Below are 26,008 nucleotides of genomic sequence, written 5' to 3' on the forward strand. Positions count from 1 at the left end.
CCCACTTATTATACAGAAAAACAGCACAAGAAAGACCCCTTAATACATAAGGGGCCTTTCTTATCGTGCTATTTACTTTTCATCCACACCAGAGCGTCTTAAATCACGCAACGGATTACCGCCTACAAATGCACCTGCCGGTACATCTTTATGCACAACCGCTCCGGCCGCTACCACAGCTCCGTCACCGATGGTAACACCCGGCAATATGGTTGTATTCGCGCCGATCAGCACACGATCCCCGATCACCACTTTACCGATGCGATACTCCTGTATAAGGTATTCATGAGCCAGTATGGTTGTGTTATATCCAATGACCGAATTGTTCCCGATCGTAATATGCTCTGGAAAAAAAACATCCACCATCACCATCAGGCCAAAAGCAGCATGTTGCCCAACCTTCATCCCCAGCATTCTGCGGTAAATAACATTTTTCAGAGAAAGCACAGGACAATACCGGGCAATCTGTATGAAAATGAAGTTCTTAACGCCTTTCCAAGGGCTCACCGTCCGATAAATTTGCCACAACGCATTGGGACCTTCTACAGGATAGCGGTTCACCTTTCTCACGATACATTGACACCTTGAAGCTCCAGCTTCAGCAAATCCCTCATATCATATAGCATGTAGTCTGGTCCATATCCGCGCAGAGTTTCCTCACCCTTGAGCGACCAGGCCACTCCCGCAGATTTCACACCTGCCGCCTGAGCTGACAAAATATCAAAGGAGCTATCTCCAACCATCAACGTATGTTCCGCTTCAGCATTCAGACCTGCCAAGGCCTTAAGCACTGGCTCCGCGTGAGGCTTCGGATGTTCCACATCGTCTACCGTCACAATGTAATCCATAGACGAAGTCAGATCAAACAGGTTAAGTACACGCATCGTGGATGGTCGTATTTTAGTTGTCACAACCCCTAGCTTAATTCCTCGTGTACGTAGCTCCTGAATAACCTCAATAACATATGGAAATGGCTTCACCATTTGATCATGATGAATTTGATTATAAGCACGGTAGTCTTTAACTAGCCCAGATACATCCGTTAATCCCGTAAAAGTACGGAGTTGATCGTCCAGCGTTCCCCCCATATGAGGAATAATATGCTCCCGCGTTAGCGGATCAGCATCTGGATGGTTCAAAATGTGTAAAAATGTGCTGATAATCAACTCATTCGTATCCATAATGGTACCGTCTAAATCAAACAAAATCGTATTTATCATAGATGCTCCTTCTTGTCCTTATCCGTGTCTTCCTTAGATAGCTTATCCGCCGTGGCAGTTGGAGAAACCGCATCCTGCCCAGGACGGGACACCTGTTCTGGCGTCACATCAGGTACCTGATCAATCCCTGTCTTGCTGGAGACAATCGGGTCGCTATATCTCGCAACAGCTGAGCCCTTCCGACGACGAACCAAGATGAAAATCACGGCAGCTACAATGATGAAAATAGCAAGCAACTGTGAGATCCGTACGTTACCGTAATTCGGATCCAAGTACCCCGGTTCAAACCCTAGCCATACCATAGGGGACCACAGAGCATTCACAAAGGAAGCCAGCCAGTCCGGTCCCTGAAAGGCCAAGCTGTCCGTCCGCACCCGCTCGATGAAAAAACGACCAATAGAGTACCAAATGAAGTAAAATGCAAACATTTCACCTGCACGTACAAATTTCATCCGGCGAATCACAAGCAGCAAAATCACGCCTACAATACTCCACAGCGATTCGTACAGGAACGTAGGGTGATGAAACACCCCGTTAACGTTCATCTGATTCACAATGAAGTCCGGTAGATGTAGCTGATTGCGCAAAAAAGTCTCTTCCGTTGGTCCACCGTAAGCCTCTTGATTGACAAAATTACCCCAGCGTCCAATCGCTTGACCGATTAATAGACCCGGCGCACAAATATCAGCGATACGCCAGAAGTTATACCCTTTATAGCGGAAATAAATAACCGCACATATAATGGCACCAATCAAAGCACCATATATCGCGATACCGCCGTTCCAAATTTTAAAGACATCCCATAGATTATCTCGGTAGTCTTCCCATTTGAAGGCTACATAATAAATACGCGCTCCAATAATGGCCGATGGAACACCCAGAAGCAGCATATCCATAAAGAATTCCTGCGGAATACCGAATCTTTTTCCCTCACGGATGGCGAGATATAAACCCACAAGTGCCGCCAGCCCCAAAATAAGCCCATACCAATGGACCTTGATTGCCCCGATTGAAAAAGCAATCGGATTCAGCAGTAATGTTGCCGTTGACATATGTTTCTCTCACTCCTTGTTCTTCCTTGCAACCGAACGAACCTTAATCCATCTCTTCCATATCTTCAGAAATCGTCGCAGTCAGCTTGTTTGTAAATTGCAGAGCTGCATTAACGCCCATTTGTTTCAACCGATAGTTCATGGCCGCTACCTCGATAATAACAGCCAGATTTCGGCCCGGACGTACTGGAATCGTAACGAGTGGAACATCTGTATCAATAATGCGTGTGGTTTCTTCATCGAGACCGAGACGGTCATACTGCTTGTCCTGTTGCCATGCCTCTAGACGGACAACCAATGTAATCCGCTTATTATTACGAACTGCACCAGCACCAAACAGTGTCATCACATTAATAATGCCCACGCCACGAATTTCAAGCAGGTGACGAATTAGTTCAGGTGCTGTTCCATGCAACTGAAAGTCGGACGTTTGCCGGATTTCTACCGCATCATCTGCTACCAAGCGATGCCCACGTTTAACAAGTTCCAGTGCTGTTTCACTCTTACCAATTCCACTACTGCCAGTGATAAGCATTCCCACGCCATACACGTCACACAGTACACCATGAATAGTCGCCGTAGGTGCCAGCTTTCTTTCCAGAAAACCTGTGATCCGGCTTGATAAAATCGTCGTCGCCATATTGGTTCGCAGTACAGGAATATCTCGCTCTGCGCTTGCCTCCACTAACTCGGCCGGTACCTCCAGGCCACGTGTGATAATAATACATGGAGTCAGCTCTGTACACAAACGCTCCATCCGATCCCGTCGCTCCTCAGGAGGCAGCATACCCAGAAAAGCCAGCTCAGACCTTCCCAAAAGCTGTACCCGCTCCTGTGTATGATATTCAAAATACCCGGCCATCTCCAGGCCTGGGCGATTCAAATCGTCCACGGTGATCAGTCTGCGCAGACCTTTTTCACCGGAAATAACCTCCATTTGAAACTGCTGTACAAGCTCGGATACCTTTACCTGTTTAGCCATTGTATTCTCTCCTTCATCTGCAAAAACCGGATTCTATACGCCATTTGATTTATGTAGCATTATTCTATTAACCATACAAGCCCACACAGTCTATCCTGAATGAGTCCACACTTCACTTGATTTAACAATAGGATTCCAGGCTATCCCTATCCCGATAGTTGGACCTCCAAGCCCCAATCTAGGACTTATGCCAACGAACCTTGTCTGAATCTAAACCTGCACCATTGTACACCCATCGTATCGGAATTTTCCATTGAATGCAATGCCAAAGCTAGTAGCGGATATCATATACAAAAGAGTCGCAGTTCTCCGCTTGGGGAAAACTGCGACTCTCTTCCAGAGGCTATCTTATTCGCCAACCAGAATGCTCAATTCCGATTCCTTATCAAAAATATGAACTTTGTTCATATCAACAGCCAACTTCGCTTTGACACCATCACGAGTATTGGAACGTCCGTCTACACGGGCAATAATCGTATCGTTTCCGGCACCACTCAGGTACAACAGCATTTCATGACCGAGGTTTTCCGTTACATCCACAGTGGATGTAAAGATCGTGTTCGGAGAAGCCTCTAAGAATACAGGCTCTTCATGAATATCCTCAGGACGAATGCCCAAGATCACTTCTTTGCCAATGTAGCCTTTCGCTTTCAAAATCTGTCCCTTACCTTCAGGTACAAATAGATCCAGACCTGCTGCTGCGAAATGCAACGCACCTTCTTTTTCAACCAGCTTACCCGAGATAAAGTTCATCGTAGGAGAGCCGATAAAACCAGCTACGAACAGGTTCACTGGACGGTTGTACAGTTCATCCGGGGAAGCAGCTTGTTGAATGATACCATCCTTCATAACTACAATCCGATCACCCATCGTCATGGCTTCAACCTGATCATGTGTTACATAGATAACGGTCGTCTCCAGACGCTTAGCTAACTTCGTGATTTCCGCACGCATCTGACCACGCAGCTTAGCATCCAAGTTGGACAGTGGCTCATCCATCAAGAAGACTTGTGGATCACGTACAATCGCACGACCCAAGGCAACACGCTGACGCTGACCACCTGATAACGCTTTCGGCTTGCGATCCAGCAGATGCTCAATATCGAGGATTTTAGCCGCTTCACGTACGCGTTTATCAATTTCTTCCTTTTTAACCTTGCGGAGCTTCAGACCAAAAGCCATATTTTGGTATACGTTCATATGCGGATACAAGGCATAGGATTGGAATACCATCGCGATATCGCGGTCTTTTGGAGCCACATCGTTCACAACACGATCACCAATGTACAATTTACCGTCTGAAATTTCCTCCAAACCAGCAATCATACGAAGTGTAGTAGACTTCCCACAACCGGAAGGACCAACCAATACGAGAAATTCTTTATCTTGAATGTCCAAATTGACATCAACAACCGTAGCTTTTTCTGCACCTGGATATTTCTTAAAAATATGCTCTAAACGTACGCCAGCCATAGCTTTTGCCTCCCCAAGGTCAAGTTTTGAAATCGAATACATTTTCTACTTGTATCTTACCCTAGTACCCAAAGTATGACTATTCGCAAACTGCACAAAAATGCTATTTCCTTTTTGTCACTTTGTACAATAGCAGATATAGTTTGACCAAAACCGCATCATTAAACGTCCTCACGTCCAATCCGGTCTCCTGTTTAATCTTGTCCAAACGGTAAATCAACGTATTTCGGTGAACATACAGACGCTTGGCTGTCTCACTCACATTACAATCCAGTTGAAAAAAGATATCTAATGTAGCCATCGTTTCTGAGTCTTCCAGTATGACAGATGACTTCATTACTTGCTCCAAAAATAGCACACGTTGTTCCTTGGGAATGCGATTTAACAGTCTCTCCAAATGAAGCTCCCATGAAAGGTGGATGTGCTCTGTTACATGAAAAAGCTTGCCAAGATGGATCGTCTCCCATAATAAATTCAGCTCGTGGGGAAGACTTTGCAAAGGGATCGAGGGCTTGGAAATCGCCAAATGGAATACACCGACCCATTCATTCGCGATAAGTTCATATAACCCCAAGCTAAAAGCCGTAAGTACCTCCTCCAGCGGTTCCGCAAAATCTGCCTCTCTGGTCTCAGTATCTTTATCCCGTTCATCGTCGGCTCCTAATAAAAGCTCCTTTTTAGCGAGAATCAGCCAAGATTGTTCGTCTAATGGAGTAAGCAGCACATCCCCTCCAAAATAGCTCGCTAACAATCGATGAAGCTGCGTATAGGTAATAGCTCCATCCTGTGTTCCCTCACCATTTAGCAAAAAAGGCACCATACACGCTGATAGCGGATCACGAAGTTCTAATTCAGCAGGAACCTCTTCTTTACTGTTTAGGTTGGCTGCCTCCTGTATGAGCCATTGTCCAAAACGACTCATCCGCTCTTCCTCGCTATAAGCCCGGTTGACCGACAAGCTTGGACCATTGTGCCAAACTTGTTCCATGTTCCCCAGTAGCGCTTCTATCAACTTCCGTTCTCGATCCGACAAGTATCTGGCCTCTACTGCAAAAGCAGCCAGTTCACCTGCCGATGCACGAAACGGAAAATATAATTTATTTTCACTAACAAATGATCTATCCGGTATGACTGAATCGGTTGTTTCTCCTTCTGCCATCATTTCTGGGCACCAAGGCACTATGGTAAAAGGCGCTTGAATTATATTCTGAAGCTGTTGCTGAATCCACTCTGTATCCAAAGTCACGCGATCACCACTTCACTTTTTTTAGAATATAGATAAACACTAAGCGAACATAATGAACTTATTATAACCTGTCGATACCTTAAAACAAAAAGCTATATAAAAACATAACTTAAAACAATGCAAAAAAGCCATCAACTTATAGTTGATGACTTCTGATGAGCCATGAAGGACTCGAACCTTCGACACCCTGATTAAAAGTCAGGTGCTCTACCAACTGAGCTAATGGCTCATAAAACTGGTGGAGGATGATGGATTCGAACCACCGAACCCGTAAGGGAGCAGATTTACAGTCTGATGCGTTTGGCCACTTCGCTAATCCTCCATATAAAGGTGGCTCGGGACGGAATCGAACCGCCGACACGAGGATTTTCAGTCCTCTGCTCTACCGACTGAGCTACCGAGCCATATCCATTGACAAAAAAATAAAGTGCGGAGGGATACCCCTTCCCACTTTAGTACGGTGAAAATATTAAACTGAAAAATGGCGGAACTGACGGGATTCGAACCCGCGATCTCCTGCGTGACAGGCAGGCATGTTAGGCCTCTACACCACAGTTCCCTATATTTTTCAAAAAAATGGTGCCGGCGAGAGGACTTGAACCCCCAACCTACTGATTACAAGTCAGTTGCTCTACCAGTTGAGCTACACCGGCACAATGGTGGAGGCTGAGGGGATCGAACCCCCGACCCTCTGCTTGTAAGGCAGATGCTCTCCCAGCTGAGCTAAGCCTCCTGGGTATGTATGGTAGCGGCGGAGGGGATCGAACCCCCGACCTCACGGGTATGAACCGTACGCTCTAGCCAGCTGAGCTACACCGCCATAACATAATTCACTAGCTTGTCCTAAATGGCGGAGAGAGAGGGATTCGAACCCTCGCACCACTTTCGCAGTCTAACCCCTTAGCAGAGGGTCCCCTTATAGCCACTTGGGTATCTCTCCATATGAATGGACTCGCTTAGTGAAATTCTACAAGATATTCAGATTATCAGCAAAGTGAATTTGAATATCAAGCGTAATTCCAAGGTGTTACACCCTGAAAACTGGATCCGAAACTTCATTGCGTCTTATCTTTAGGATAAGCCCTCGACCGATTAGTATTGGTCAGCTCCATGCATTACTGCACTTCCACCCCCAACCTATCTACCTCGTCGTCTTCAAGGGGTCTTACTAATTGGGAAATCTCATCTTGAGGGGGGCTTCACGCTTAGATGCTTTCAGCGCTTATCCCTTCCGTACATAGCTACCCAGCGGTGCTCCTGGCGGAACAACTGGTACACCAGCGGTACGTCCATCCCGGTCCTCTCGTACTAAGGACAGCTCCTCTCAAATTTCCTACGCCCACGACAGATAGGGACCGAACTGTCTCACGACGTTCTGAACCCAGCTCGCGTACCGCTTTAATGGGCGAACAGCCCAACCCTTGGGACCTACTTCAGCCCCAGGATGCGATGAGCCGACATCGAGGTGCCAAACCTCCCCGTCGATGTGGACTCTTGGGGGAGATAAGCCTGTTATCCCCAGGGTAGCTTTTATCCGTTGAGCGATGGCCCTTCCATGCGGTACCACCGGATCACTAAGCCCGACTTTCGTCCCTGCTCGACTTGTAGGTCTCGCAGTCAAGCTCCCTTCTGCCTTTGCACTCTTCGAATGATTTCCAACCATTCTGAGGGAACCTTGGGGCGCCTCCGTTACTCTTTAGGAGGCGACCGCCCCAGTCAAACTGCCCACCTGACACTGTCCTCGCACCGGATCACGGTACCAAGTTAGAACCTAGATACGATCAGGGTGGTATCCCAAGGATGCCTCCTCTCAAGCTGGCGCTCAAGATTCAACGGCTCCCACCTATCCTGTACAGATCGTACCCAAATTCAATATCAAGCTGCAGTAAAGCTCCATGGGGTCTTTCCGTCTTGTCGCGGGTAACCTGCATCTTCACAGGTATTAAAATTTCACCGGATCTCTCGTTGAGACAGCGCCCAAGTCGTTACGCCATTCGTGCGGGTCAGAATTTACCTGACAAGGAATTTCGCTACCTTAGGACCGTTATAGTTACGGCCGCCGTTTACTGGGGCTTCGGTTCATAGCTTCGCCCGAAGGCTTACCACTCCCCTTAACCTTCCAGCACCGGGCAGGCGTCAGCCCGTATACTTCGCCTTGCGGCTTCGCACAGACCTGTGTTTTTGCTAAACAGTCGCTTGGGCCTTTTCACTGCGGCCCCCTCGGGCTATTCACCCTACCGAGGCACCCCTTCTCCCGAAGTTACGGGGTCATTTTGCCGAGTTCCTTAACGAGAGTTCTTCCGCGCGCCTTAGAATTCTCTTCTCGCCTACCTGTGTCGGTTTGCGGTACGGGCACCTTCTCCTGGCTAGAGGCTTTTCTTGGCAGTCTGAGATCATGACCTTCGCTACTATAATTTTCGCTCCCCATCACAGCCCAGCCTTAACGATGTGCGGATTTGCCTACACATCAGCCTCACTGCTTAGACGGACATCCATCAGTCCGCGTCACTACCCTACTGCGTCACCCCATCGCTCATCACGGATTACGGTGGTACAGGAATTTCTACCTGTTGTCCTTCGACTACGCCTATCGGCCTCGCCTTAGGTCCCGACTTACCCTGAGCGGACGAACCTTCCTCAGGAACCCTTAGGCTTTCGGCGGATCTGATTCTCACAGATCTTTTCGTTACTCATACCGGCATTCTCACTTGAATGCAGTCCAGCGCTCCTTCCGGTACACCTTCAACCCGCATTCAACGCTCCCCTACCCCTGATGCAATGCATCAAGCCATAGCTTCGGTGGTGTGTTTAGCCCCGTTACATTTTCGGCGCAGAGTCACTCGACCAGTGAGCTATTACGCACTCTTTCAATGGTGGCTGCTTCTAAGCCAACATCCTGGTTGTCTGTGCAACTCCACATCCTTTCCCACTTAACACACACTTGGGGACCTTAGCTGATGGTCTGGGCTGTTTCCCTTTCGACAATGGATCTTAGCACTCACTGTCTGACTCCCGGAACTAAATCCATGGCATTCGGAGTTTGACTGAGCTTGGTAACCCTTGCGGGCCCCGCACCCAATCAGTGCTCTACCTCCACGATTCTTCTTTCCGAGGCTAGCCCTAAAGCTATTTCGGGGAGAACCAGCTATCTCCGGGTTCGATTGGAATTTCTCCGCTACCCCCACCTCATCCCCGCATTTTTCAACATGCGTGGGTTCGGGCCTCCAGTGCGTGTTACCGCACCTTCACCCTGGACAGGGGTAGATCACCCGGTTTCGGGTCTACGTCCACGTACTCATTCGCCCTATTCAGACTCGCTTTCGCTGCGGCTTCAGCTCTTCACCTTAACCTTGCACGGGAACGTAACTCGCCGGTTCATTCTACAAAAGGCACGCCATCACCCCTAAATTGGGCTCTGACTTCTTGTAAGCACACGGTTTCAGGATCTATTTCACTCCCCTTCCGGGGTGCTTTTCACCTTTCCCTCACGGTACTGCTTCACTATCGGTCGCCAGGGAGTATTTAGCCTTGGCAGATGGTCCTGCCGGATTCATACGGGGTTTCACGTGCCCCGCACTACTCGGGATCCGTCTCGGAGGGAACGGGTTTTGAACTACAGGGCTTTTACCTTCTCTGGCGGGCCTTTCCAGACCTCTTCATCTAACCGGTTCCTTTGTAACTCCATGTGAGACGTCCCACAACCCCAAGGAGCAAGCTCCTTGGTTTGGGCTAATCCGCGTTCGCTCGCCGCTACTGACGGAATCACTATTGTTTTCTCTTCCTCAGGGTACTTAGATGTTTCAGTTCCCCTGGTCTGCCTCTCACTCACCTATGAATTCAGTGAGTAGTGACTGTCGATGAAGACAGCCGGGTTTCCCCATTCGGACATCCCCGGATCAAAGCTTGCTTACAGCTCCCCGAGGCCTTATCGTTGTTCGCCACGTCCTTCGTCGGCTCCTGGCGCCTAGGCATCCTCCGTGTGCTCTTTGTAGCTTAACCTAGTATCTACATTGTAAATACGATATGCTACCTTTATTTCACTTGTTTACACAAGATCAGCTTAAAGGAATATTCTAAAACGCAATTTCGTTTCGGTATCCAGTTTTCAAGGTGCAATAATAAATCTTTTGGTGGAGCCAAGCGGGATCGAACCGCTGACCTCCTGCTTGCAAGGCAGGCGCTCTCCCAGCTGAGCTATGGCCCCAAAAGAAAATATAAAATTTATGGTGGGCCCTAGTGGACTCGAACCACCGACCTCACCCTTATCAGGGGTGCGCTCTAACCAGCTGAGCTAAGGGCCCATAATAAACCACCAAAAAAAGTTTTTTTCTTTAGTGGTTGCGCTTGGCAGCGTCCTACTCTCCCAGGACCCTGCGGTCCAAGTACCATCGGCGCTGGAGGGCTTAACGGTCGTGTTCGGGATGGGTACGTGTGGAACCCCTCCGCTATCGCCACCAAACGCTTGAGAGTTTAAGCTCTCAAAACTGAGCAACGAGTGAGTAACAGGCCTAAACCTGAGTTTGAAGCTTACGCTTCATATTTGAATGTTTCCATCGCAGGAAACGATTCTCCATAGAAAGGAGGTGATCCAGCCGCACCTTCCGATACGGCTACCTTGTTACGACTTCACCCCAATCATCTACCCCACCTTCGGCGGCTGGCTCCTTGCGGTTACCTCACCGACTTCGGGTGTTGTAAACTCTCGTGGTGTGACGGGCGGTGTGTACAAGACCCGGGAACGTATTCACCGCGGCATGCTGATCCGCGATTACTAGCAATTCCGACTTCATGTAGGCGAGTTGCAGCCTACAATCCGAACTGAGACCGGCTTTTCTAGGATTGGCTCCACCTCGCGGCTTCGCTTCCCGTTGTACCGGCCATTGTAGTACGTGTGTAGCCCAGGTCATAAGGGGCATGATGATTTGACGTCATCCCCACCTTCCTCCGGTTTGTCACCGGCAGTCTGCTTAGAGTGCCCAGCTTGACCTGCTGGCAACTAAGCATAAGGGTTGCGCTCGTTGCGGGACTTAACCCAACATCTCACGACACGAGCTGACGACAACCATGCACCACCTGTCTCCTCTGTCCCGAAGGAAAGGCCTATCTCTAGACCGGTCAAAGGGATGTCAAGACCTGGTAAGGTTCTTCGCGTTGCTTCGAATTAAACCACATACTCCACTGCTTGTGCGGGTCCCCGTCAATTCCTTTGAGTTTCAGTCTTGCGACCGTACTCCCCAGGCGGAATGCTTAATGTGTTAACTTCGGCACCAAGGGTATCGAAACCCCTAACACCTAGCATTCATCGTTTACGGCGTGGACTACCAGGGTATCTAATCCTGTTTGCTCCCCACGCTTTCGCGCCTCAGCGTCAGTTACAGCCCAGAGAGTCGCCTTCGCCACTGGTGTTCCTCCACATCTCTACGCATTTCACCGCTACACGTGGAATTCCACTCTCCTCTTCTGCACTCAAGCTCCCCAGTTTCCAGTGCGACCCGAAGTTGAGCCTCGGGATTAAACACCAGACTTAAAGAGCCGCCTGCGCGCGCTTTACGCCCAATAATTCCGGACAACGCTTGCCCCCTACGTATTACCGCGGCTGCTGGCACGTAGTTAGCCGGGGCTTTCTTCTCAGGTACCGTCACTCTTGTAGCAGTTACTCTACAAGACGTTCTTCCCTGGCAACAGAGCTTTACGATCCGAAAACCTTCATCACTCACGCGGCGTTGCTCCGTCAGGCTTTCGCCCATTGCGGAAGATTCCCTACTGCTGCCTCCCGTAGGAGTCTGGGCCGTGTCTCAGTCCCAGTGTGGCCGATCACCCTCTCAGGTCGGCTACGCATCGTCGCCTTGGTAGGCCTTTACCCCACCAACTAGCTAATGCGCCGCAGGCCCATCCACAAGTGACAGATTGCTCCGTCTTTCCTCCTTCTCCCATGCAGGAAAAGGATGTATCGGGTATTAGCTACCGTTTCCGGTAGTTATCCCTGTCTTGTGGGCAGGTTGCCTACGTGTTACTCACCCGTCCGCCGCTAGGTTATTTAGAAGCAAGCTTCTAAATAACCCCGCTCGACTTGCATGTATTAGGCACGCCGCCAGCGTTCGTCCTGAGCCAGGATCAAACTCTCCATTAAAGACCAACCGAAGTTGGTTATAGAAAGAGCGATTAGCTCATTTTGAAACTGACGAGATAAAATATCTCATTGTTGATTTTGCGAACAAAATCAATTTACTCACTCGTTGTTCAGTTTTCAAAGATCAAACCTTCATTATGTCTTACTTTGCTTCATCACCGCATCTCAGCGGCGACTTAATTAATATAACACACACTCGGGATTTAAGTCAACACTTTTTTAATTTATTTTTCAATTTCATTTAAGCATTGCTCACACAAAAAAAATTCCCGGGCTTTAAAGGCCGAGAATTAATGTATCACATTTTTGAATTCGTCGTCAACTATAATTTAAAAAATAAAACAATACCGCATTGGGCTCACCAATACCCACTTTTTTTGCATACTCTCCCTTCCCTACAATAACGTTTCACACAGCCTGTCCGAACAATATTATTTTCAATCCCAGTAAAAGCGCAATGCCTGGCAAGCCTAATATCGTTACTGCCCCCATCGTCACTGGGTTAATCGGAATGTACACCTGTGTAATCCATCCTGAATAATTGATAACATACAGTGCAATAGCTGCCAGAGCCATATGCGCTCCGAATACTACAAACCAACCGATCCCCAGATGTTTTTTGAGGATTAGATACATCAGTATTCCGGCACAAGCAATCAAAACAAGCCAGACTACCCCTCTCATTCCGCTCTCCGTTTGTGAACCCGGTCAGTATCATTGGCATACCCCGGTTCATCTGCTGGCAGGTGAAAACGATGTAACCCTTGTTGCTTTGCGCTTTTTAAATGTATTTGATATTTACGTTCCGCAGCTTGCAGAACAAAAATGGCGTAGTCGATTTCATCCTTACCCGTAGCTTCATGAAATAAACGATGCGCTCTTAACCATTCCGCATGCGAAGCTCGAATCTGAGCAAACAATTCCTGGCGATACTCCGCTTCTGATTTTCCATTCTCCTGACGACGGAAATTTTGTTTCATCCGTTCCCACATTCATTCATCCTCCTCACAAGCTGAATTATGTGTACAGTCTGCAAGACCACCTTATTCATACTTATTGAGTAGAGGACAAACTTAGAACTGGGAACGTCTATAAAGGCATCTATTACTGCAAATAAAAAAGGAGCCATAACGGCTCCCTAAGCGAGTCAAGGATGTCCCAAGGACATTTCAGACTCATAAATTATAACGTATAACTACACCTACTAATTAAGCTCTCTGCGGCCTTCTAGCGCTTTGGACAGGGTGACCTCGTCGGCATACTCCAAATCCCCGCCCACGGGCAAACCGTGAGCAATACGAGTAACCTTGATTTCAAAAGGACGCACTAGCCGCGAAATGTACATAGCCGTGGCCTCTCCTTCAATGTTCGGATTCGTAGCCAGGATCAACTCCTTGACGCGTTCATCACTTAGCCTAGTCAGCAACTCCTTGAGTTTGATATCCTCAGGGCCAATTCCCTCCATCGGAGAGATTGCCCCGTGAAGTACATGGTACAAACCCTCAAACTCCTTGGTACGCTCCATAGCGACCAAATCCTTAGCATCCTGAACAACACAAATGACGGAAGCATCCCTCGTCTTATCCTGACAGATCCTACAAGGGTCCGTATCTGTAATGTTACCGCAGACTGAACAAAAGTGAAGATTGCGTTTTACATTGACCAGCGCTTTGGCAAAATCAATCACATCATCTTCCTTCATTTTCAGTACGTGAAAGGCCAACCGGGCAGCTGTTTTGGGGCCTACTCCCGGAAGGCGCGTAAAAGCATCAATCAGCTTTGCAATCGGCTCGGGATAATGCAATAGCGTGTTTCTCCTTTATGAGCAGACTAGAACAAGCCCGGAATTTTCATACCACCTGTAAATTTACCCATATCATCATTAGCCAGTTCATCCGCTTTGGACAAAGCATCATTGACTGCAGTGAGTACGAGATCTTGCAGCATTTCTACATCATCAGGATCTACAGCTTCCGGTTTGATTGTGATAGACAATACTTTTTTATGTCCACTTACCTCTACAGTTACCACACCGCCACCAGAAGAACCTTCGATTACTTTCCCACCAAGTTCCTCTTGGGCTTTCAGCATTTGTTCCTGCATTTTTTTCACTTGCTTCATCATTTGGTTCATATTGTTCATTTCAATCATCTCCTTTAATGAAGTATACATCTACATTTGATTATTCTTTAATGACTACCAGATCTTCCCCGAAAAGCTGAATCGCTTCATCAATCCAGGGCTCCTTGGACTTTCCCGGCGCATCATGCTCCGGCTCCAGTTGCAATTCTTCGGCAGGCTGGTCAGAAACTCCTTCAATCGCAGCATTCCAATCCTTTTGCATCATCGTTACCAAACGATAAGGATGCCCCAACTGCTCATGTAAAACCTTCTCGATGACCTGCTTATTGGCAGGTTTTTCGGTAGTTTCACGATGAATGTTGTTCTTAAACGCGACCAATACACTGTCCTCTAACACAGAAACCGGCTCACCATCCATAAACCAAGCATGAACCGTAACTTTCGCCTCTTTCACCCCTTGCAAAATCTGGCTCCACTTACGCCCCACCGCTGCGAATGCTTCGCTTGACTTCTCAGCAATATAGCGATCCAACTGAGACGGGAGTTTAGCCGGCGCTGAAAGACGTGGAGCAGGGGCACGACCAGCAGAAGCCTGACGACCGCCTGACGATGCCTCCTGACCCGCTCCAGCGCCCAAGCCACCTTGCATTGCACGTTCCAGCTTCTTTTCCAACTCAGCAAGCTGGCGCTTTAACATGGCCACTTCTTCCTGACCAGCAGCAGCACCAGAGCGCTGTACAGTCGGCTGAGCAGCAGTTCCCGCTTCCCCCGGAATGCTGCATAACTTCAATAGAGCTACCTCAAATAAAGTTTGGGGCTGAACCGCATATTTCATCTCGCCCTGATAACGATTAAGGGTGTCGATCATTGCAAAGAGCTGCTCCTTGGTAAAAGCATCTGCCACTTCCTTAAACTGCTCCGGATTCAGCACTCGCTCCGTCATTTTGGTCGCCTGCGGCACCATTTTGATCATTAGCAGATCTCGGAAATAGTACAGAAGATTCTCCATACACTTATCCGCACTTTTACCTTCCTGCATAAAGTTCTCGATCAATTGGAGCACTGTGCCCACATCTTCTTTCAGTAATGCCAAGGCCAATTTACCGAATTGCTCGGATGCGATCCCGCCCGTCATATCCAGCACCTGCTGATACGTAACCCGGCCATCAGTAAACGAGGATATCTGATCCAAAACGCTAACCGCATCTCGCATCCCGCCATCTGAAAGACGTGCAATATATTGCAGTGCATCCAAATCAGCTTGGATGTTCTCCTGTTGGCATATCAGGTCAAGTCGCTCTGTCTGCTCCTCCAGCGATACTCGCCGGAAGTCAAAACGCTGGCAACGTGAAATAATTGTCGCGGGAATCCGATGCGGCTCTGTCGTAGCCAATATAAACATTACGTGTGGCGGCGGCTCTTCCAGCGTCTTGAGCAGCGCATTGAACGCTTCCGTCGTCAGCATGTGCACTTCATCAATGATATAAACCTTGTGCCGCACTTCTGTGGGCGCATATTTGACTTTATCGCGCAAATCACGAATCTCTTCAACGCCCCGGTTAGAGGCTGCGTCAATCTCCTGTACATCCATGACCGCTCCGGCCGTGATCCGTTTACAGGCTTCGCATTCGTTGCAAGGTTCCGGCGCAGGTCCATGCTCACAGTTGATTGCCTTGGCCAAAATTTTGGCCGCACTGGTCTTACCCGTTCCTCGCGGACCACTGAACAGGTAGGCATGGGACGTGCGATTTTCACGGATGGCATTCTGCAATGTCTGGATAATATGCTGTTGTCCTACCATGTCCTTGAAAGCCTGCGGCCGCCAAGCACGGTACAACGCTATATGTTCCAATGCGCGTTCCCTCTTTCCCATTCACTTTCATGACCATTTATGGTCACTTCATTATACTATACTCCCGTCCGAATCTAAACCAGACACATTTCAATTTATAAACACAAAAAAACATCTTCGCATAATTGCCAAGATGTTCTAATTCCCAAGTATATACCGTGCACCTGTTATTGATCGTTGTGATCCGAGCGGCAACCCTGAACAACAACTCGGGCTAGGCAACCCTCCGGCACAAGAGTGGGCTTGCTTATGGCTGCTTCCTTCCGGACCTGACCAGGTTCACAAGTACTCATTGCGGAGGACCCAACCGTCAACATTGTGCGCAGGGACCAGCCTCACATCAACAACACCTCTAACAGGAATTCAACCTCGCTATAGCGGATTGCGAGTTACAGGGCACCGCTACCTCCCCATCTAGCACGGTGAAAATAAGTATATCGCATGGTTGCACAAAATGCAAATAGCAAATAACGACAAAAAGAGCCTCCTGCAATTGCAGAAGGCTCTAATAACTTTATCTCTTGCGGCAACTTATTAAATACCGTATTTCTTCTTGAAACGATCCACACGTCCACCAGCATCAATAAACTTCTGCTTACCTGTGAAGAACGGATGGCAAGCGGAGCAAATCTCTACACGCAGAGATTCTTTCACAGAACCAGTTTCAAACGTATTCCCGCAAGCGCAAGTAACATTAGTTACGTTATACTTCGGTTGAATAGCCTGTTGCATTAACTTTCACCTCTTTCCGCCCTGAACGTCCTATCAGCCCAGAGTTGTATAAACACATGTTCAAATTATAGCACTTGAATATAAGTGTTTCAACATCTTTTTAGCACACAAAATGGTGTAAGATCGGTGTGTTTCAAATAACTCCCAACCGTTTAGGTTCTGGCAAATTTGGGACGTGCCAACCCTTGCGGCGGCACATGAGTGTAAGAACCGATAACCACATCCGGCAGTTCCTCACGATAAATCTCAAGCATTTGCTTCATGCCAAGTATCTCCCCTTGAGCCGGTGGAATCAACTCCAGATAGCTTTCAGGATCAATATTCAAATTACGCATTTGAATCAGCTTGAGCTTAGTGCGTTTGGCAAATTCAATCATTGCCTCAATTTCTTCCTCCCGGTCAGTTACACCCGGAAAAATCAAATAGTTAATGGACGTATACACTCCCTGCTCTGACGCATAACGGAGTGACTTCTCCACATTAGTCAGCGTGTATCCGCGCGGCTTGTAATACGCATTGTAATGGTCGTCCAATGCACTAATTGTACTTACTCGCATAAGATCAAGACCCGCATCCACAATTCCCCGGATATGATCATTCAGTCCCGCATTCGTGTTGATATTAATATACCCCATATCTGTAACGGAACGTACTTCTTTGATCGCATCAATAATCAGTTTGGCTTGAGTGGAGGGCTCACCTTCACAACCTTGCCCAAAACTGATAATAGACTCAGGTGTCTTCAAATGTTCCAACATAACTTCTACAATCTCTTCCACGCGGGGACGGAAGTTCATTCTTGTCTGCGGAGATACAAAACCACTGTCATCCGGCTGTTCAGATATACAGCCAAAGCAACCCGCATTACAAGAATAAGATACCGGAACTCCCCCTTCCCAGCGATTCAGGAACGTATTCGAAGAAGTAAGACATTCGTACCCCAGCGCACAGTTAGACAAATGCTGGTACAGCCTATTTTCGGGATACTGTTCTGTCATTCGCTGAACTCCCAATTTAACTTGATTGCGGTCGCAGTTTTCGGGATTCCATTTGGAAGGACTGTCACTCTGCTCTGCTGTTACATAAAATGCCCCATCTTTCCAGACAACGGCCGAATAACCGAACAAGGGGAGTTTATACTCCTTATCTGTCTTCACATATCCCGGCAGACACAGGCGTGTAAAACCTTGCGGTAACAAAGCCCCTACTGCCTGCATATCTCCCGGAAGAGAGACCATTTCCCCTGTTTCAGGGTTCATACCGACCGGGCGGGTGCTGGGCAGGCTTACCAGTGTGGCTCCTTCCGGCAACGGAATAAGCTCATCCTCCATGATTTCAACAATCATGTCTGCACTACGGGCAAGCCCATACAAAGAAGCATGATCATATACATTGCCTTTTTCGTCGGCATACACCAAATACATTATGGAGCTCCTTTCGTTCCATTAAGCGCACCATTAACCAAAAGAATGGCAATGGCTGTCTACTTACAGAACAGATAAAATACATGAATTGGGTTTAATTGGTTGTGGCGGGAACCGACGCTGTGGTAGAACGCGTAGTTCTTCGTTGTTGACCACCAGAGCTACCTTGCGAACCGCTGGAAGAAGGTGCTGTCAAATCAAACGAAGCTAAAAACTCAGCGTTAGTTTTGCTGTTACGCAGCTTTTTGAGGAAGCCTTCCACAAAGTCATGGCTTTCCGTCATATTTTTACGAATAGCCCAGATCGTATCTAATTCTTCCTTTTTCAACAGTACTTCCTCACGACGTGTACCGGAACGACGAATATCAATCGCAGGAAAGATACGACGTTCTGCCAGTTTGCGGTCCAAATGCAGCTCCATGTTACCTGTGCCTTTGAACTCTTCATAAATGATATCGTCCATACGAGATCCTGTATCAATCAGCGCTGTGGCAAGAATCGTTAAGCTACCGCCTTCCTCCACATTCCGAGCTGCACCAAAAAAGCGTTTTGGACGGTGAAATGCTGCCGGATCAATACCCCCACTCAAAGTACGACCAGAAGGAGGGATAACGAGATTGTACGCACGAGCCAACCGTGTAATACTATCCAACAGGATGACAACATCCTTTTTATGTTCTACGAGACGCAGTGCACGCTCCAACACCAGTTCTGCCACTTTGATGTGATTTTCAGGAAGTTCATCAAATGTAGAAGCCACAACTTCACCTTTGACAGAACGCTGCATGTCCGTCACTTCTTCAGGGCGTTCATCAATCAACAAGACAAATAGCTCAATCTCGGGATTGTTGGTAGAAATGCTATTGGCAATTTCTTTGAGGAGAAGCGTCTTCCCAGCTTTGGGAGGTGCCACAATAAGTCCGCGCTGTCCAAGTCCGACAGGGGCCAGTACATCCATAATTCTCGTAGACAAATGGTTGGGGGAAGTTTCAAGGACTAATTTGGTTTGCGGATACAGTGGAGTCAGTGCAGGAAAATGTAGCCGCTCAGCAGCTTGCTCAGGACTTCTTCCATTGACGGCGTTAACTTGAAGCAATCCAAAATACCGTTCATTTTCTTTTGGCGTTCGGCACTTACCGGAAACAAGATCGCCTGTTCTCAAGTCAAACTTGCGGATTTGTGAAGCAGAGATGTAAATATCTTCGGTACTCGGGAGATAATTGATCGGCCTCAGAAAGCCGTAACCTTCAGGAAGTATTTCCAAAACACCCTGCATAAACATTAATCCACTCTTCTCAGCTTGTGCGCGCAGGATGGCGAAAATCAATTCTTTCTTCTTAAGCGTTCCGTAGTACGGGATCTGGTATTGCTTGGCCAGCTTGTACAGGTCGGTCAGCTTCATTTCTTCCAGATCGGAAATTTGCAGATCCATATAATAACCACCTATTCAATTATTAAGTCCATTCATACATCTAAATGATAGACAATGATATCATAAACACCATCAACATAATTTTAACCAAAACAAATAAAGTTATGCAGCCAACTGCCTGGATTATACCGAATTATTCCGGTTTTTTGATAAAAGATTGTTAGGTATGAACCAAATCTTATATCAAGCAGCGGCTGCATAGGTGTTACCTGTTTTATCGCTTTGGTTACGACGAGTTCATACAAAGGACAGACATGGTTTAATTACTCAGTCTGCCGCCATACATCTGCGCCCAGAAGGCGCAGGTTGGAGACGAGGTGATCATAACCACGGTCAATATACTCGACACCTGCCACCTCGGTTACCCCTTCGCTAACTGTAAGTCCAGCAATGACAAGGGCCGCTCCAGCGCGCAGATCTGCAGCCTTCACTTTAGCCGCATTCAGTTGACCACCCTCAATAATGGCAGACCGACCCTCTACGCGAATTTTAGCCCCCATTCGCACCAGTTCAGGGACGTGCTTAAAACGATTGCTGTACACAAAATCGCTCAACACACTGACACCCTGAGCCTGGGTTAGCAAGCTGGTCATGGGAGATTGTAAATCCGTGGGGAAGCCGGGGTATACCAAGGCTTTAACGTCGACATGCCCATAGGAAGGTGCACCCAGTACGCGAATACTTTCATCATATTCCTCGATGCCGATGCCCATTTCCTGCATTTTGGCAGTGAGAGCCTCCATATGTTTGGGGATTACATTGTCAATCAATACATTTCCACGGGTTGCCGCAGCAGCAATCATATATGTGCCTGCTTGTATACGGTCAGGTATGATGGAATGACGGCAGCCATGCAGCTCCGACACACCTTCAATACGAATCGTCTCCGTTCCAGCGCCTTTAATAATCGCCCCCATGGAGTTTAACAGAGTTGCTACATCTATAATCTCAGGCTCTTTAGCCGCATTTTCGATAGTTGTGGCGCCTTTGGCACGTGCGGCCGCCAGCATAATATTAATGGTTGCTCCTACGCTGCTGACATCCAAATAAATCTTGGTGCCGCGCAGTTCTTTGGCGTGCAAATGAATAGCGCCGTGCTCGTTCGTAACCGTGGCACCCAGCGCCTCAAAACCTTTGATATGCTGATCAATGGGCCGGGGTTCAAAATTACATCCTCCTGGCAAACCGATGATCGCTTCCTTGAATCTGCCCAGCATGGCCCCCATCATATAATAAGAGGCTCGTAATTTCTTAACAGGTCCATTCGGCATAGGAATGGATTTAATGGAGGAAGGGTCTATCTTCATCTGGCTACCTTCCCAGGCAACCTTTGCGCCAAGCTCCTCCAATATCTCGGAATACACCGCCACATCACTGAGCAGCGGCAAATTATCCAAAATGACTTCCGACTCTGCCAGAATGGCTGCGGGAATCAAGGCGATGGCACTGTTTTTGGCACCGCTGATGGAAACTGTACCCTGAAGCGGCCGTCCACCGGTGATCATCAATTTTTCCATAAGCTTGAGGGTCCCCCTACGTGTTTTGCAGTCGGTCAAACAATGAACTGAAACCATAAACTTTCAACTTTTTAAGTGGTTAAAATGGAAAGACACCGGCTAAGCGGTGTGCTTTCCATACCAAACTATTCAACTGTACAGATTTAAATGTTTTGTGCAGCATAAATACAGCTACAATGAAAAAAATGCATTCAGTCTATGCAGTCGCATGACTAGTTGGAACATTATTACGCTTTGTTGTTGGAACCGAACTCACGGATTTTACCGATAACGGTTTGTTTGATCGCTTCACGACCTGGTTGGATGAATGTACGTGGATCGTAAGCATCTGGTTTTGCAGCAAGCACTTCACGAACCACTTTCGCAAATGCGATTTGGTTTTCAGTGTTTACGTTGATTTTGGAAGTACCCAGGGAAATGGATTTTTGGATGTCATGTGTAGGGATACCTGTTCCGCCATGAAGAACGAGTGGCAGTTTCACAGCATTACGAATTTCTTCCATTTCTTTAAAGCCCAGGTTTGGCTCACCTTTGTATGGTCCATGAACAGAACCCAGTGCAGGAGCCAGTGTGTCGATGCCTGTTTCTTTAACGATACGTACACAATCGTCCAGCTTAGCGTACATTACGTCACCTACAACATCATCTTCTTGACCGCCAACCATTCCAACTTCAGCTTCAACGGAAACGCCTTTGGAATGTGCATATTCAACAACTTTCTTCGTTGTTTCAATATTTTTCTCGATTGGGCTGTGGGAATCGTCAATCATAACGGATGTGAAACCAGCGTCGATCGCTTCTTTACATTTGTCAAAGCTAGAACCGTGGTCCAAGTGAATTGCAACTGGAACCGTAATTTTCATGTCATGAATAAGACCTTCTACCATTTTAACAACAGTGTAGAATCCGCCCATGTGACGTGCTGCGCCTTCAGAAACACCCAAGATTACTGGGGATTTTTCTTCTTCAGCAGCGCCCAAGATAGCTTGAGTCCACTCTAGGTTATTAATATTGAATTGACCTACTGCATACTTTCCTTCGAGTGCTTTGTTCAACATGTCTTTCATAGATACCAATGGCATGGTTACAGTCCTCCTAAAGGTGTTTGGGTTTGTCTATATTTTTAGCCGACATCACATACGGGCTTATTATACCACAACCCATGTTAAATACTAAACAAGCTTTTGCATATCAACACATACAAAAATCACGCCCAGGACGCCGTTTTTCCATAGAATTGTATAAGGAGAGGATTTACTTTCAGTATTTCCCATAATCACAAACAAAAAACCCTGTTTTGTTAACAGAGTTCTCAACCAAAATGACTTACCTAGTCACCTCTGAGTTGTTTGTTCACGGCGATCCGCATTTCATCAATATCAAAGGGCTTGGTAAAATGCATAAGTGCACCTAGCTCCGTCGCCTCTTTAATCATGTCCAGTTCTCCATACGCTGTCATCATAATAACCTTGATATCGGGATTCATGCTTTTTAGGTGCTTCAGAATTTCGAGTCCGTCCATACCTGGAATTTTCATATCGAGCAGAACCAGATCAGGTGGTTCCTTCTCAACAATCTCAAGAGCAATTTTCCCGTTCGCTGCCTGAAAGGTCTCATAACCCTCACTTCCGAACACTTCCATCAGTAAAATCCGTATTCCATTTTGGTCATCGACGATTAATACTTTTTTCTTTTCCAATGTTTTAACCTCCTAAGATCTTAAAACGAGGATCATGCAGCTATTGCCATAACAGCGTCCGATGACGTACAATATCCGTCCCATACCTAAAACTATATTCGCTCCTGCAAAAAGAAAATCCTTCTCATATACATAATTGTGGAATATTCTTTCATAATCAGGAAGCATGGGATAAAAAAAGACCTCCCAAAGGAGGTCTTTCAAGCTGAAGCATTAACCTTGAAGCTGCAATGCCGCCTTTACAAATTCACGGAACAAAGGCTGTGGACGATTCGGACGGGAAGTAAATTCTGGATGGAATTGTACCGCCAGGAACCATGGATGCTCAGGAAGCTCCACAATTTCCACCAAACGTCCATCCGGTGAAGTACCAGAAATACGAAGGCCTGCTTTTTCAATAACTTCACGATATTCGTTATTGAATTCGTACCGATGACGATGTCTCTCGTATACCAGCTCGTCGTTGTAGCAAGCCGATGCCAGGGAACCTTCCACCAGTTTACATGGATACAAGCCGAGACGCATGGTACCGCCCAAATCTTCGATGTCTTTTTGGTCAGGAAGCAAGTCAATGACAGGATAATCGGTAGCCGGGTTAATTTCCGAGCTGTTGGCTCCTTCGAGACCGGCCAGGGAACGAGCAACCTCTATAACAGATACCTGCATACCCAGGCAAATACCGAAAAACGGAATTTTTTGCTCCCGTGCATAACGAATGGTGCTGATTTTACCTTCAATTCCGCGATCGCCGAAGCCACCCGGTACGAGAATACCGCCAATGCCGCCCAGCATGTCAGCTACGTTCTCGTCCGTTACTTCTTCAGCGTTCACCCAACGGATTTTCACGTCCGCATTTGCATCAAATCCAGCGTGGGAAAGTGACTCCACAACACTTAAGTACGCATCATGTAACGCAACATATTTACCAACAATAGCAATTTCAACCGTTTTGTCCAACTTGCTGATTCGATCAACTAACCCTTCCCATTCGGTCATATCTGGTGCAGGTGTTGTCAGCTTCAGGTGGTTAACTACGATTTCGTCCAAACCTTCTTCACGCAGGTTCAACGGAACCTCGTAGAGAGTCGAAGCATCGCGGCATTCTACCACTGCATTCGCATCAATATCGCAGAACAATGCAATTTTAGCCTTCATGTCGGAGGACAATTCATGCTCTGTACGGCAAACAATAACATTCGGTTGAATGCCGATACTGCGCAGTTCTTTTACACTGTGCTGAGTTGGTTTTGTTTTAACCTCACCAGCAGCTTTAATATAAGGAATGAGCGTTACGTGAATGTACATCACATTCTCGCGCCCAACTTCACTTTTGAGCTGACGAATGGCTTCCAAAAATGGCAAGCTTTCAATATCGCCTACAGTACCGCCGATTTCCGTAATAATGACATCCGAACCCGCTTCACGGCCTGCACGGTACACGCGCTCCTTGATTTCGTTCGTAATATGAGGGATAACCTGTACTGTACCACCCAAATATTCTCCGCGACGCTCTTTGCTGATTACGCTGGAATATACCTTGCCTGTTGTGACATTGCTGTTCTTGGACAGATTAATATCAATAAAGCGCTCATAGTGTCCCAAGTCAAGATCCGTTTCCGCACCATCATCCGTTACAAACACTTCACCGTGCTGGTAAGGGCTCATAGTACCCGGATCGACATTCAGGTAAGGATCAAATTTTTGAATCGTTACCTTCAGTCCCCTGTTCTTCAAAAGCCTCCCCAGTGAAGCTGCCGTAATCCCTTTGCCCAAGGAAGACACAACCCCGCCTGTCACAAAAATATACTTCGTCACTGTTCAAAACCCTCCTAGATAAGATGCAAAAATTCAGGCGACATTATGATGTTATCGTAACCCGTTTGCACGGATTATCATCCATGAAGAAGGCAGCGGTTATATTTTCCAATCCGCCGCCCTTAGCCCTCTTTCATGAGTGAAAACACCCCTATAAAAAACAAAAAAGCACTCCCGTAGTACGGGGCACTTTTATACAAAAAGCAAACATATAAGTGAATCAATCATAAGCCCAAGCAATAGTTTACCCCGTGTCCAATCCGCTGTCAAGGAAGTTATCTGTGTTAATTTGTCCATTGAACCAGATTGGAATAAATCTATCTGAAAGCTATAAATCAGCAGGGTTTTCAAGAAAACGGTCATGAAAAAGGGGAGAGCGTATCTCCCCTTTCAACCTGTTCCTAACGAAGTGAATCGTCGTCTTCGATCGACTCATCATCATTTTCATCATCTGTATCTTCCTCATCACTGAGGTCTTCATCGTCAATAACTACGTCATCGTCACTATCATCGTCATCTTCTCCGTCGAACAGCTCGTCTTCGCCATCCTCGTCTTCGCTATCTGCATCGAAGTCGTCATCGGAGTTGTATGTTTCTTCTTCCTCATGATAGTCATCTTCATCGTCATCGTCTTCATCGTTAATAATACGAGGACGCTTGGCGCCTGTCAGGGCATCTTCGGATTTATCTACCGGATACCAACGTTTCAAGCCCCACAAATTCGTACCGACACAGGCAAAACGCCCGTCAATGTTGATTTCAGTATATAGCTGAGCAATAACGTCATTAATTTCTTCGTCGGACAAGCCGCGCAATTTGGCGACTTCATTCATCAGGTCACGGTAATAATATGGAGTATTGGCTGCTTTCAATACCATAAATGCCAAATCCACCATTGGAGTCTCGTGGACTTTCTCCGGGTCAATCTTCAAGTTGAGTGGTGTACTCACCTAGGGACACTTCCTCTCACACGTAATTCACAAGAACATGTTTCAGAGCATACACGATACATGCAATACTAACATATCCATTATCAAAACTAAGTAAAACCTATTTGGAAGCAAATTGCAAGTTAAACATGGGTATCGTCATAATTTCAAAGAATATCCCTCTGCACAAGACGGCACACGTAAAAAGACGGGGTTCCCCCCGCCTCCGACTGTACCCGCTCCGGGAGAGGCCTCCCAAAGTTGTTGCACAAGAGCTTATGCCCTCCATGTATCGTATGTGTCCACAGCTACTTTGACACGACAAGCAGGCCTATTTCCATAAAAAAAGGGCAAGTTTCCCATGCCGTAGCTGACGCTTGCTCATACAATACCTCAGCATGGCTCATCGGAGGGGGACCGTCT

General features: G+C 47.2%; 19 protein-coding genes, 10 tRNA genes, 3 rRNA genes and 1 other RNA gene. All 33 read right to left on the bottom strand.

Annotated elements, in window-relative coordinates; all coding sequences use genetic code 11:
- Window positions 1-72: 72 nt before the first annotated feature.
- Window positions 73-570, bottom strand: coding sequence for an acyltransferase (locus BN1546_RS10470; protein ID WP_013368793.1), 498 nt, complete (start codon window positions 568-570; stop codon window positions 73-75).
- Window positions 567-1,220 carry a pyrophosphatase PpaX gene (gene ppaX / locus BN1546_RS10475; RefSeq protein ID WP_090737425.1) on the bottom strand — a complete coding sequence of 218 codons (654 nt, stop codon included), beginning with the start codon at window positions 1,218-1,220 and terminating at the stop codon, window positions 567-569. Before ppaX ends, BN1546_RS10470 begins: the two co-directional genes overlap by 4 nt.
- Window positions 1,217-2,272 (bottom strand): prolipoprotein diacylglyceryl transferase, encoded by a 1,056-nt coding sequence (lgt, locus tag BN1546_RS10480; RefSeq protein ID WP_090737427.1) that lies wholly within the window; start codon window positions 2,270-2,272, stop codon window positions 1,217-1,219. Before lgt ends, ppaX begins: the two co-directional genes overlap by 4 nt.
- A 43-nt stretch (window positions 2,273-2,315) precedes the next feature.
- Window positions 2,316-3,254 carry an HPr(Ser) kinase/phosphatase gene (hprK, locus tag BN1546_RS10485; protein WP_013308232.1) on the bottom strand — a complete coding sequence of 313 codons (939 nt, stop codon included), beginning with the start codon at window positions 3,252-3,254 and terminating at the stop codon, window positions 2,316-2,318.
- A 348-nt stretch (window positions 3,255-3,602) separates the two neighbouring features.
- Complete coding sequence (locus BN1546_RS10490; RefSeq protein WP_090737428.1) at window positions 3,603-4,727, bottom strand: ABC transporter ATP-binding protein; 1,125 nt, start codon at window positions 4,725-4,727, stop codon at window positions 3,603-3,605.
- 103 nt (window positions 4,728-4,830) lie between these two features.
- A complete protein-coding gene (locus tag BN1546_RS10495; RefSeq protein ID WP_090737430.1) occupies window positions 4,831-5,973 on the bottom strand; it encodes a PucR family transcriptional regulator in 1,143 nt (380 codons plus the stop codon).
- 156 nt (window positions 5,974-6,129) lie between these two features.
- A tRNA-Lys gene (locus BN1546_RS10500) sits at window positions 6,130-6,202 on the bottom strand.
- A 7-nt stretch (window positions 6,203-6,209) separates the two neighbouring features.
- A tRNA-Tyr gene (locus tag BN1546_RS10505) sits at window positions 6,210-6,295 on the bottom strand.
- Window positions 6,296-6,304: 9 nt separating this feature from the next.
- Window positions 6,305-6,377, bottom strand: a tRNA-Phe gene (locus BN1546_RS10510).
- A 78-nt stretch (window positions 6,378-6,455) separates the two neighbouring features.
- A tRNA-Asp gene (locus BN1546_RS10515) sits at window positions 6,456-6,532 on the bottom strand.
- Window positions 6,533-6,550: 18 nt separating this feature from the next.
- A tRNA-Thr gene (locus BN1546_RS10520) sits at window positions 6,551-6,626 on the bottom strand.
- Between the two features lie 4 nt (window positions 6,627-6,630).
- A tRNA-Val gene (locus BN1546_RS10525) sits at window positions 6,631-6,706 on the bottom strand.
- Between the two features lie 10 nt (window positions 6,707-6,716).
- A tRNA-Met gene (locus tag BN1546_RS10530) sits at window positions 6,717-6,793 on the bottom strand.
- Between the two features lie 28 nt (window positions 6,794-6,821).
- A tRNA-Ser gene (locus BN1546_RS10535) sits at window positions 6,822-6,913 on the bottom strand.
- Between the two features lie 132 nt (window positions 6,914-7,045).
- Window positions 7,046-9,972: ribosomal RNA gene (locus tag BN1546_RS10540) — 23S ribosomal RNA — on the bottom strand.
- Window positions 9,973-10,101: 129 nt separating this feature from the next.
- Window positions 10,102-10,177: transfer RNA gene (locus BN1546_RS10545), tRNA-Ala, on the bottom strand.
- A gap of 20 nt (window positions 10,178-10,197) precedes the next feature.
- Window positions 10,198-10,274, bottom strand: a tRNA-Ile gene (locus tag BN1546_RS10550).
- A 41-nt stretch (window positions 10,275-10,315) separates the two neighbouring features.
- Window positions 10,316-10,432: ribosomal RNA gene (rrf, locus tag BN1546_RS10555) — 5S ribosomal RNA — on the bottom strand.
- 117 nt (window positions 10,433-10,549) lie between these two features.
- Window positions 10,550-12,103, bottom strand: a 16S ribosomal RNA gene (locus BN1546_RS10560).
- Together the 16S, 23S and 5S rRNA genes with 10 tRNA genes alongside form the textbook arrangement of a ribosomal RNA operon.
- 408 nt (window positions 12,104-12,511) lie before the next feature.
- On the bottom strand, window positions 12,512-12,787 hold the full coding sequence (locus BN1546_RS10565) for a pro-sigmaK processing inhibitor BofA family protein (protein WP_013368787.1): 276 nt from the start codon (window positions 12,785-12,787) through the stop codon (window positions 12,512-12,514).
- Window positions 12,784-13,095: a DUF2508 family protein gene (locus tag BN1546_RS10570; protein ID WP_013368786.1), complete on the bottom strand. Its 312-nt coding sequence runs from the start codon at window positions 13,093-13,095 to the stop codon at window positions 12,784-12,786. The genes BN1546_RS10565 and BN1546_RS10570 overlap by 4 nt, the downstream gene beginning before the upstream one ends.
- A 212-nt stretch (window positions 13,096-13,307) precedes the next feature.
- A complete protein-coding gene (gene recR / locus BN1546_RS10575; protein WP_013368785.1) occupies window positions 13,308-13,907 on the bottom strand; it encodes a recombination mediator RecR in 600 nt (199 codons plus the stop codon).
- A gap of 26 nt (window positions 13,908-13,933) precedes the next feature.
- The gene (locus BN1546_RS10580; protein ID WP_013368784.1) at window positions 13,934-14,245 is read right to left on the bottom strand and encodes a YbaB/EbfC family nucleoid-associated protein; all 312 of its coding nucleotides are present in this window, start codon (window positions 14,243-14,245) and stop codon (window positions 13,934-13,936) included.
- Window positions 14,246-14,285: 40 nt separating this feature from the next.
- Window positions 14,286-16,037 (bottom strand): DNA polymerase III subunit gamma/tau, encoded by a 1,752-nt coding sequence (dnaX, locus tag BN1546_RS10585; RefSeq protein WP_090737432.1) that lies wholly within the window; start codon window positions 16,035-16,037, stop codon window positions 14,286-14,288.
- Window positions 16,038-16,193: 156 nt separating this feature from the next.
- An RNA gene (ffs, locus tag BN1546_RS10590) (signal recognition particle sRNA large type) lies at window positions 16,194-16,460 on the bottom strand.
- Window positions 16,461-16,571: 111 nt separating this feature from the next.
- Window positions 16,572-16,769: a 50S ribosomal protein L31 gene (gene rpmE, locus BN1546_RS10595; RefSeq protein WP_013368781.1), complete on the bottom strand. Its 198-nt coding sequence runs from the start codon at window positions 16,767-16,769 to the stop codon at window positions 16,572-16,574.
- Between the two features lie 152 nt (window positions 16,770-16,921).
- Entirely contained in the window at window positions 16,922-18,193 is a 1,272-nt protein-coding gene (locus BN1546_RS10600; protein ID WP_090737434.1) for a radical SAM family protein, read from the bottom strand.
- A 94-nt stretch (window positions 18,194-18,287) separates the two neighbouring features.
- Window positions 18,288-19,625: a transcription termination factor Rho gene (gene rho / locus BN1546_RS10605; RefSeq protein ID WP_013368779.1), complete on the bottom strand. Its 1,338-nt coding sequence runs from the start codon at window positions 19,623-19,625 to the stop codon at window positions 18,288-18,290.
- Between the two features lie 263 nt (window positions 19,626-19,888).
- Entirely contained in the window at window positions 19,889-21,142 is a 1,254-nt protein-coding gene (locus BN1546_RS10610) for a UDP-N-acetylglucosamine 1-carboxyvinyltransferase (RefSeq protein ID WP_013368778.1), read from the bottom strand.
- Window positions 21,143-21,369: 227 nt separating this feature from the next.
- Window positions 21,370-22,224 carry a class II fructose-1,6-bisphosphate aldolase gene (fba, locus tag BN1546_RS10615; protein WP_013368776.1) on the bottom strand — a complete coding sequence of 285 codons (855 nt, stop codon included), beginning with the start codon at window positions 22,222-22,224 and terminating at the stop codon, window positions 21,370-21,372.
- Between the two features lie 248 nt (window positions 22,225-22,472).
- Complete coding sequence (locus BN1546_RS10620; protein ID WP_014599366.1) at window positions 22,473-22,841, bottom strand: response regulator; 369 nt, start codon at window positions 22,839-22,841, stop codon at window positions 22,473-22,475.
- Between the two features lie 213 nt (window positions 22,842-23,054).
- Window positions 23,055-24,656, bottom strand: a complete 1,602-nt coding sequence (locus BN1546_RS10625; RefSeq protein WP_013368772.1) for a CTP synthase — start codon at window positions 24,654-24,656, stop codon at window positions 23,055-23,057.
- Between the two features lie 401 nt (window positions 24,657-25,057).
- A complete protein-coding gene (rpoE, locus tag BN1546_RS10630) occupies window positions 25,058-25,606 on the bottom strand; it encodes a DNA-directed RNA polymerase subunit delta (protein ID WP_025363684.1) in 549 nt (182 codons plus the stop codon).
- Window positions 25,607-26,008 lie beyond the last annotated feature (402 nt).

Source organism: Paenibacillus sp. Mc5Re-14 (assembly GCF_001049835.1).
GTDB lineage: Bacteria > Bacillota > Bacilli > Paenibacillales > Paenibacillaceae > Paenibacillus > Paenibacillus polymyxa_C.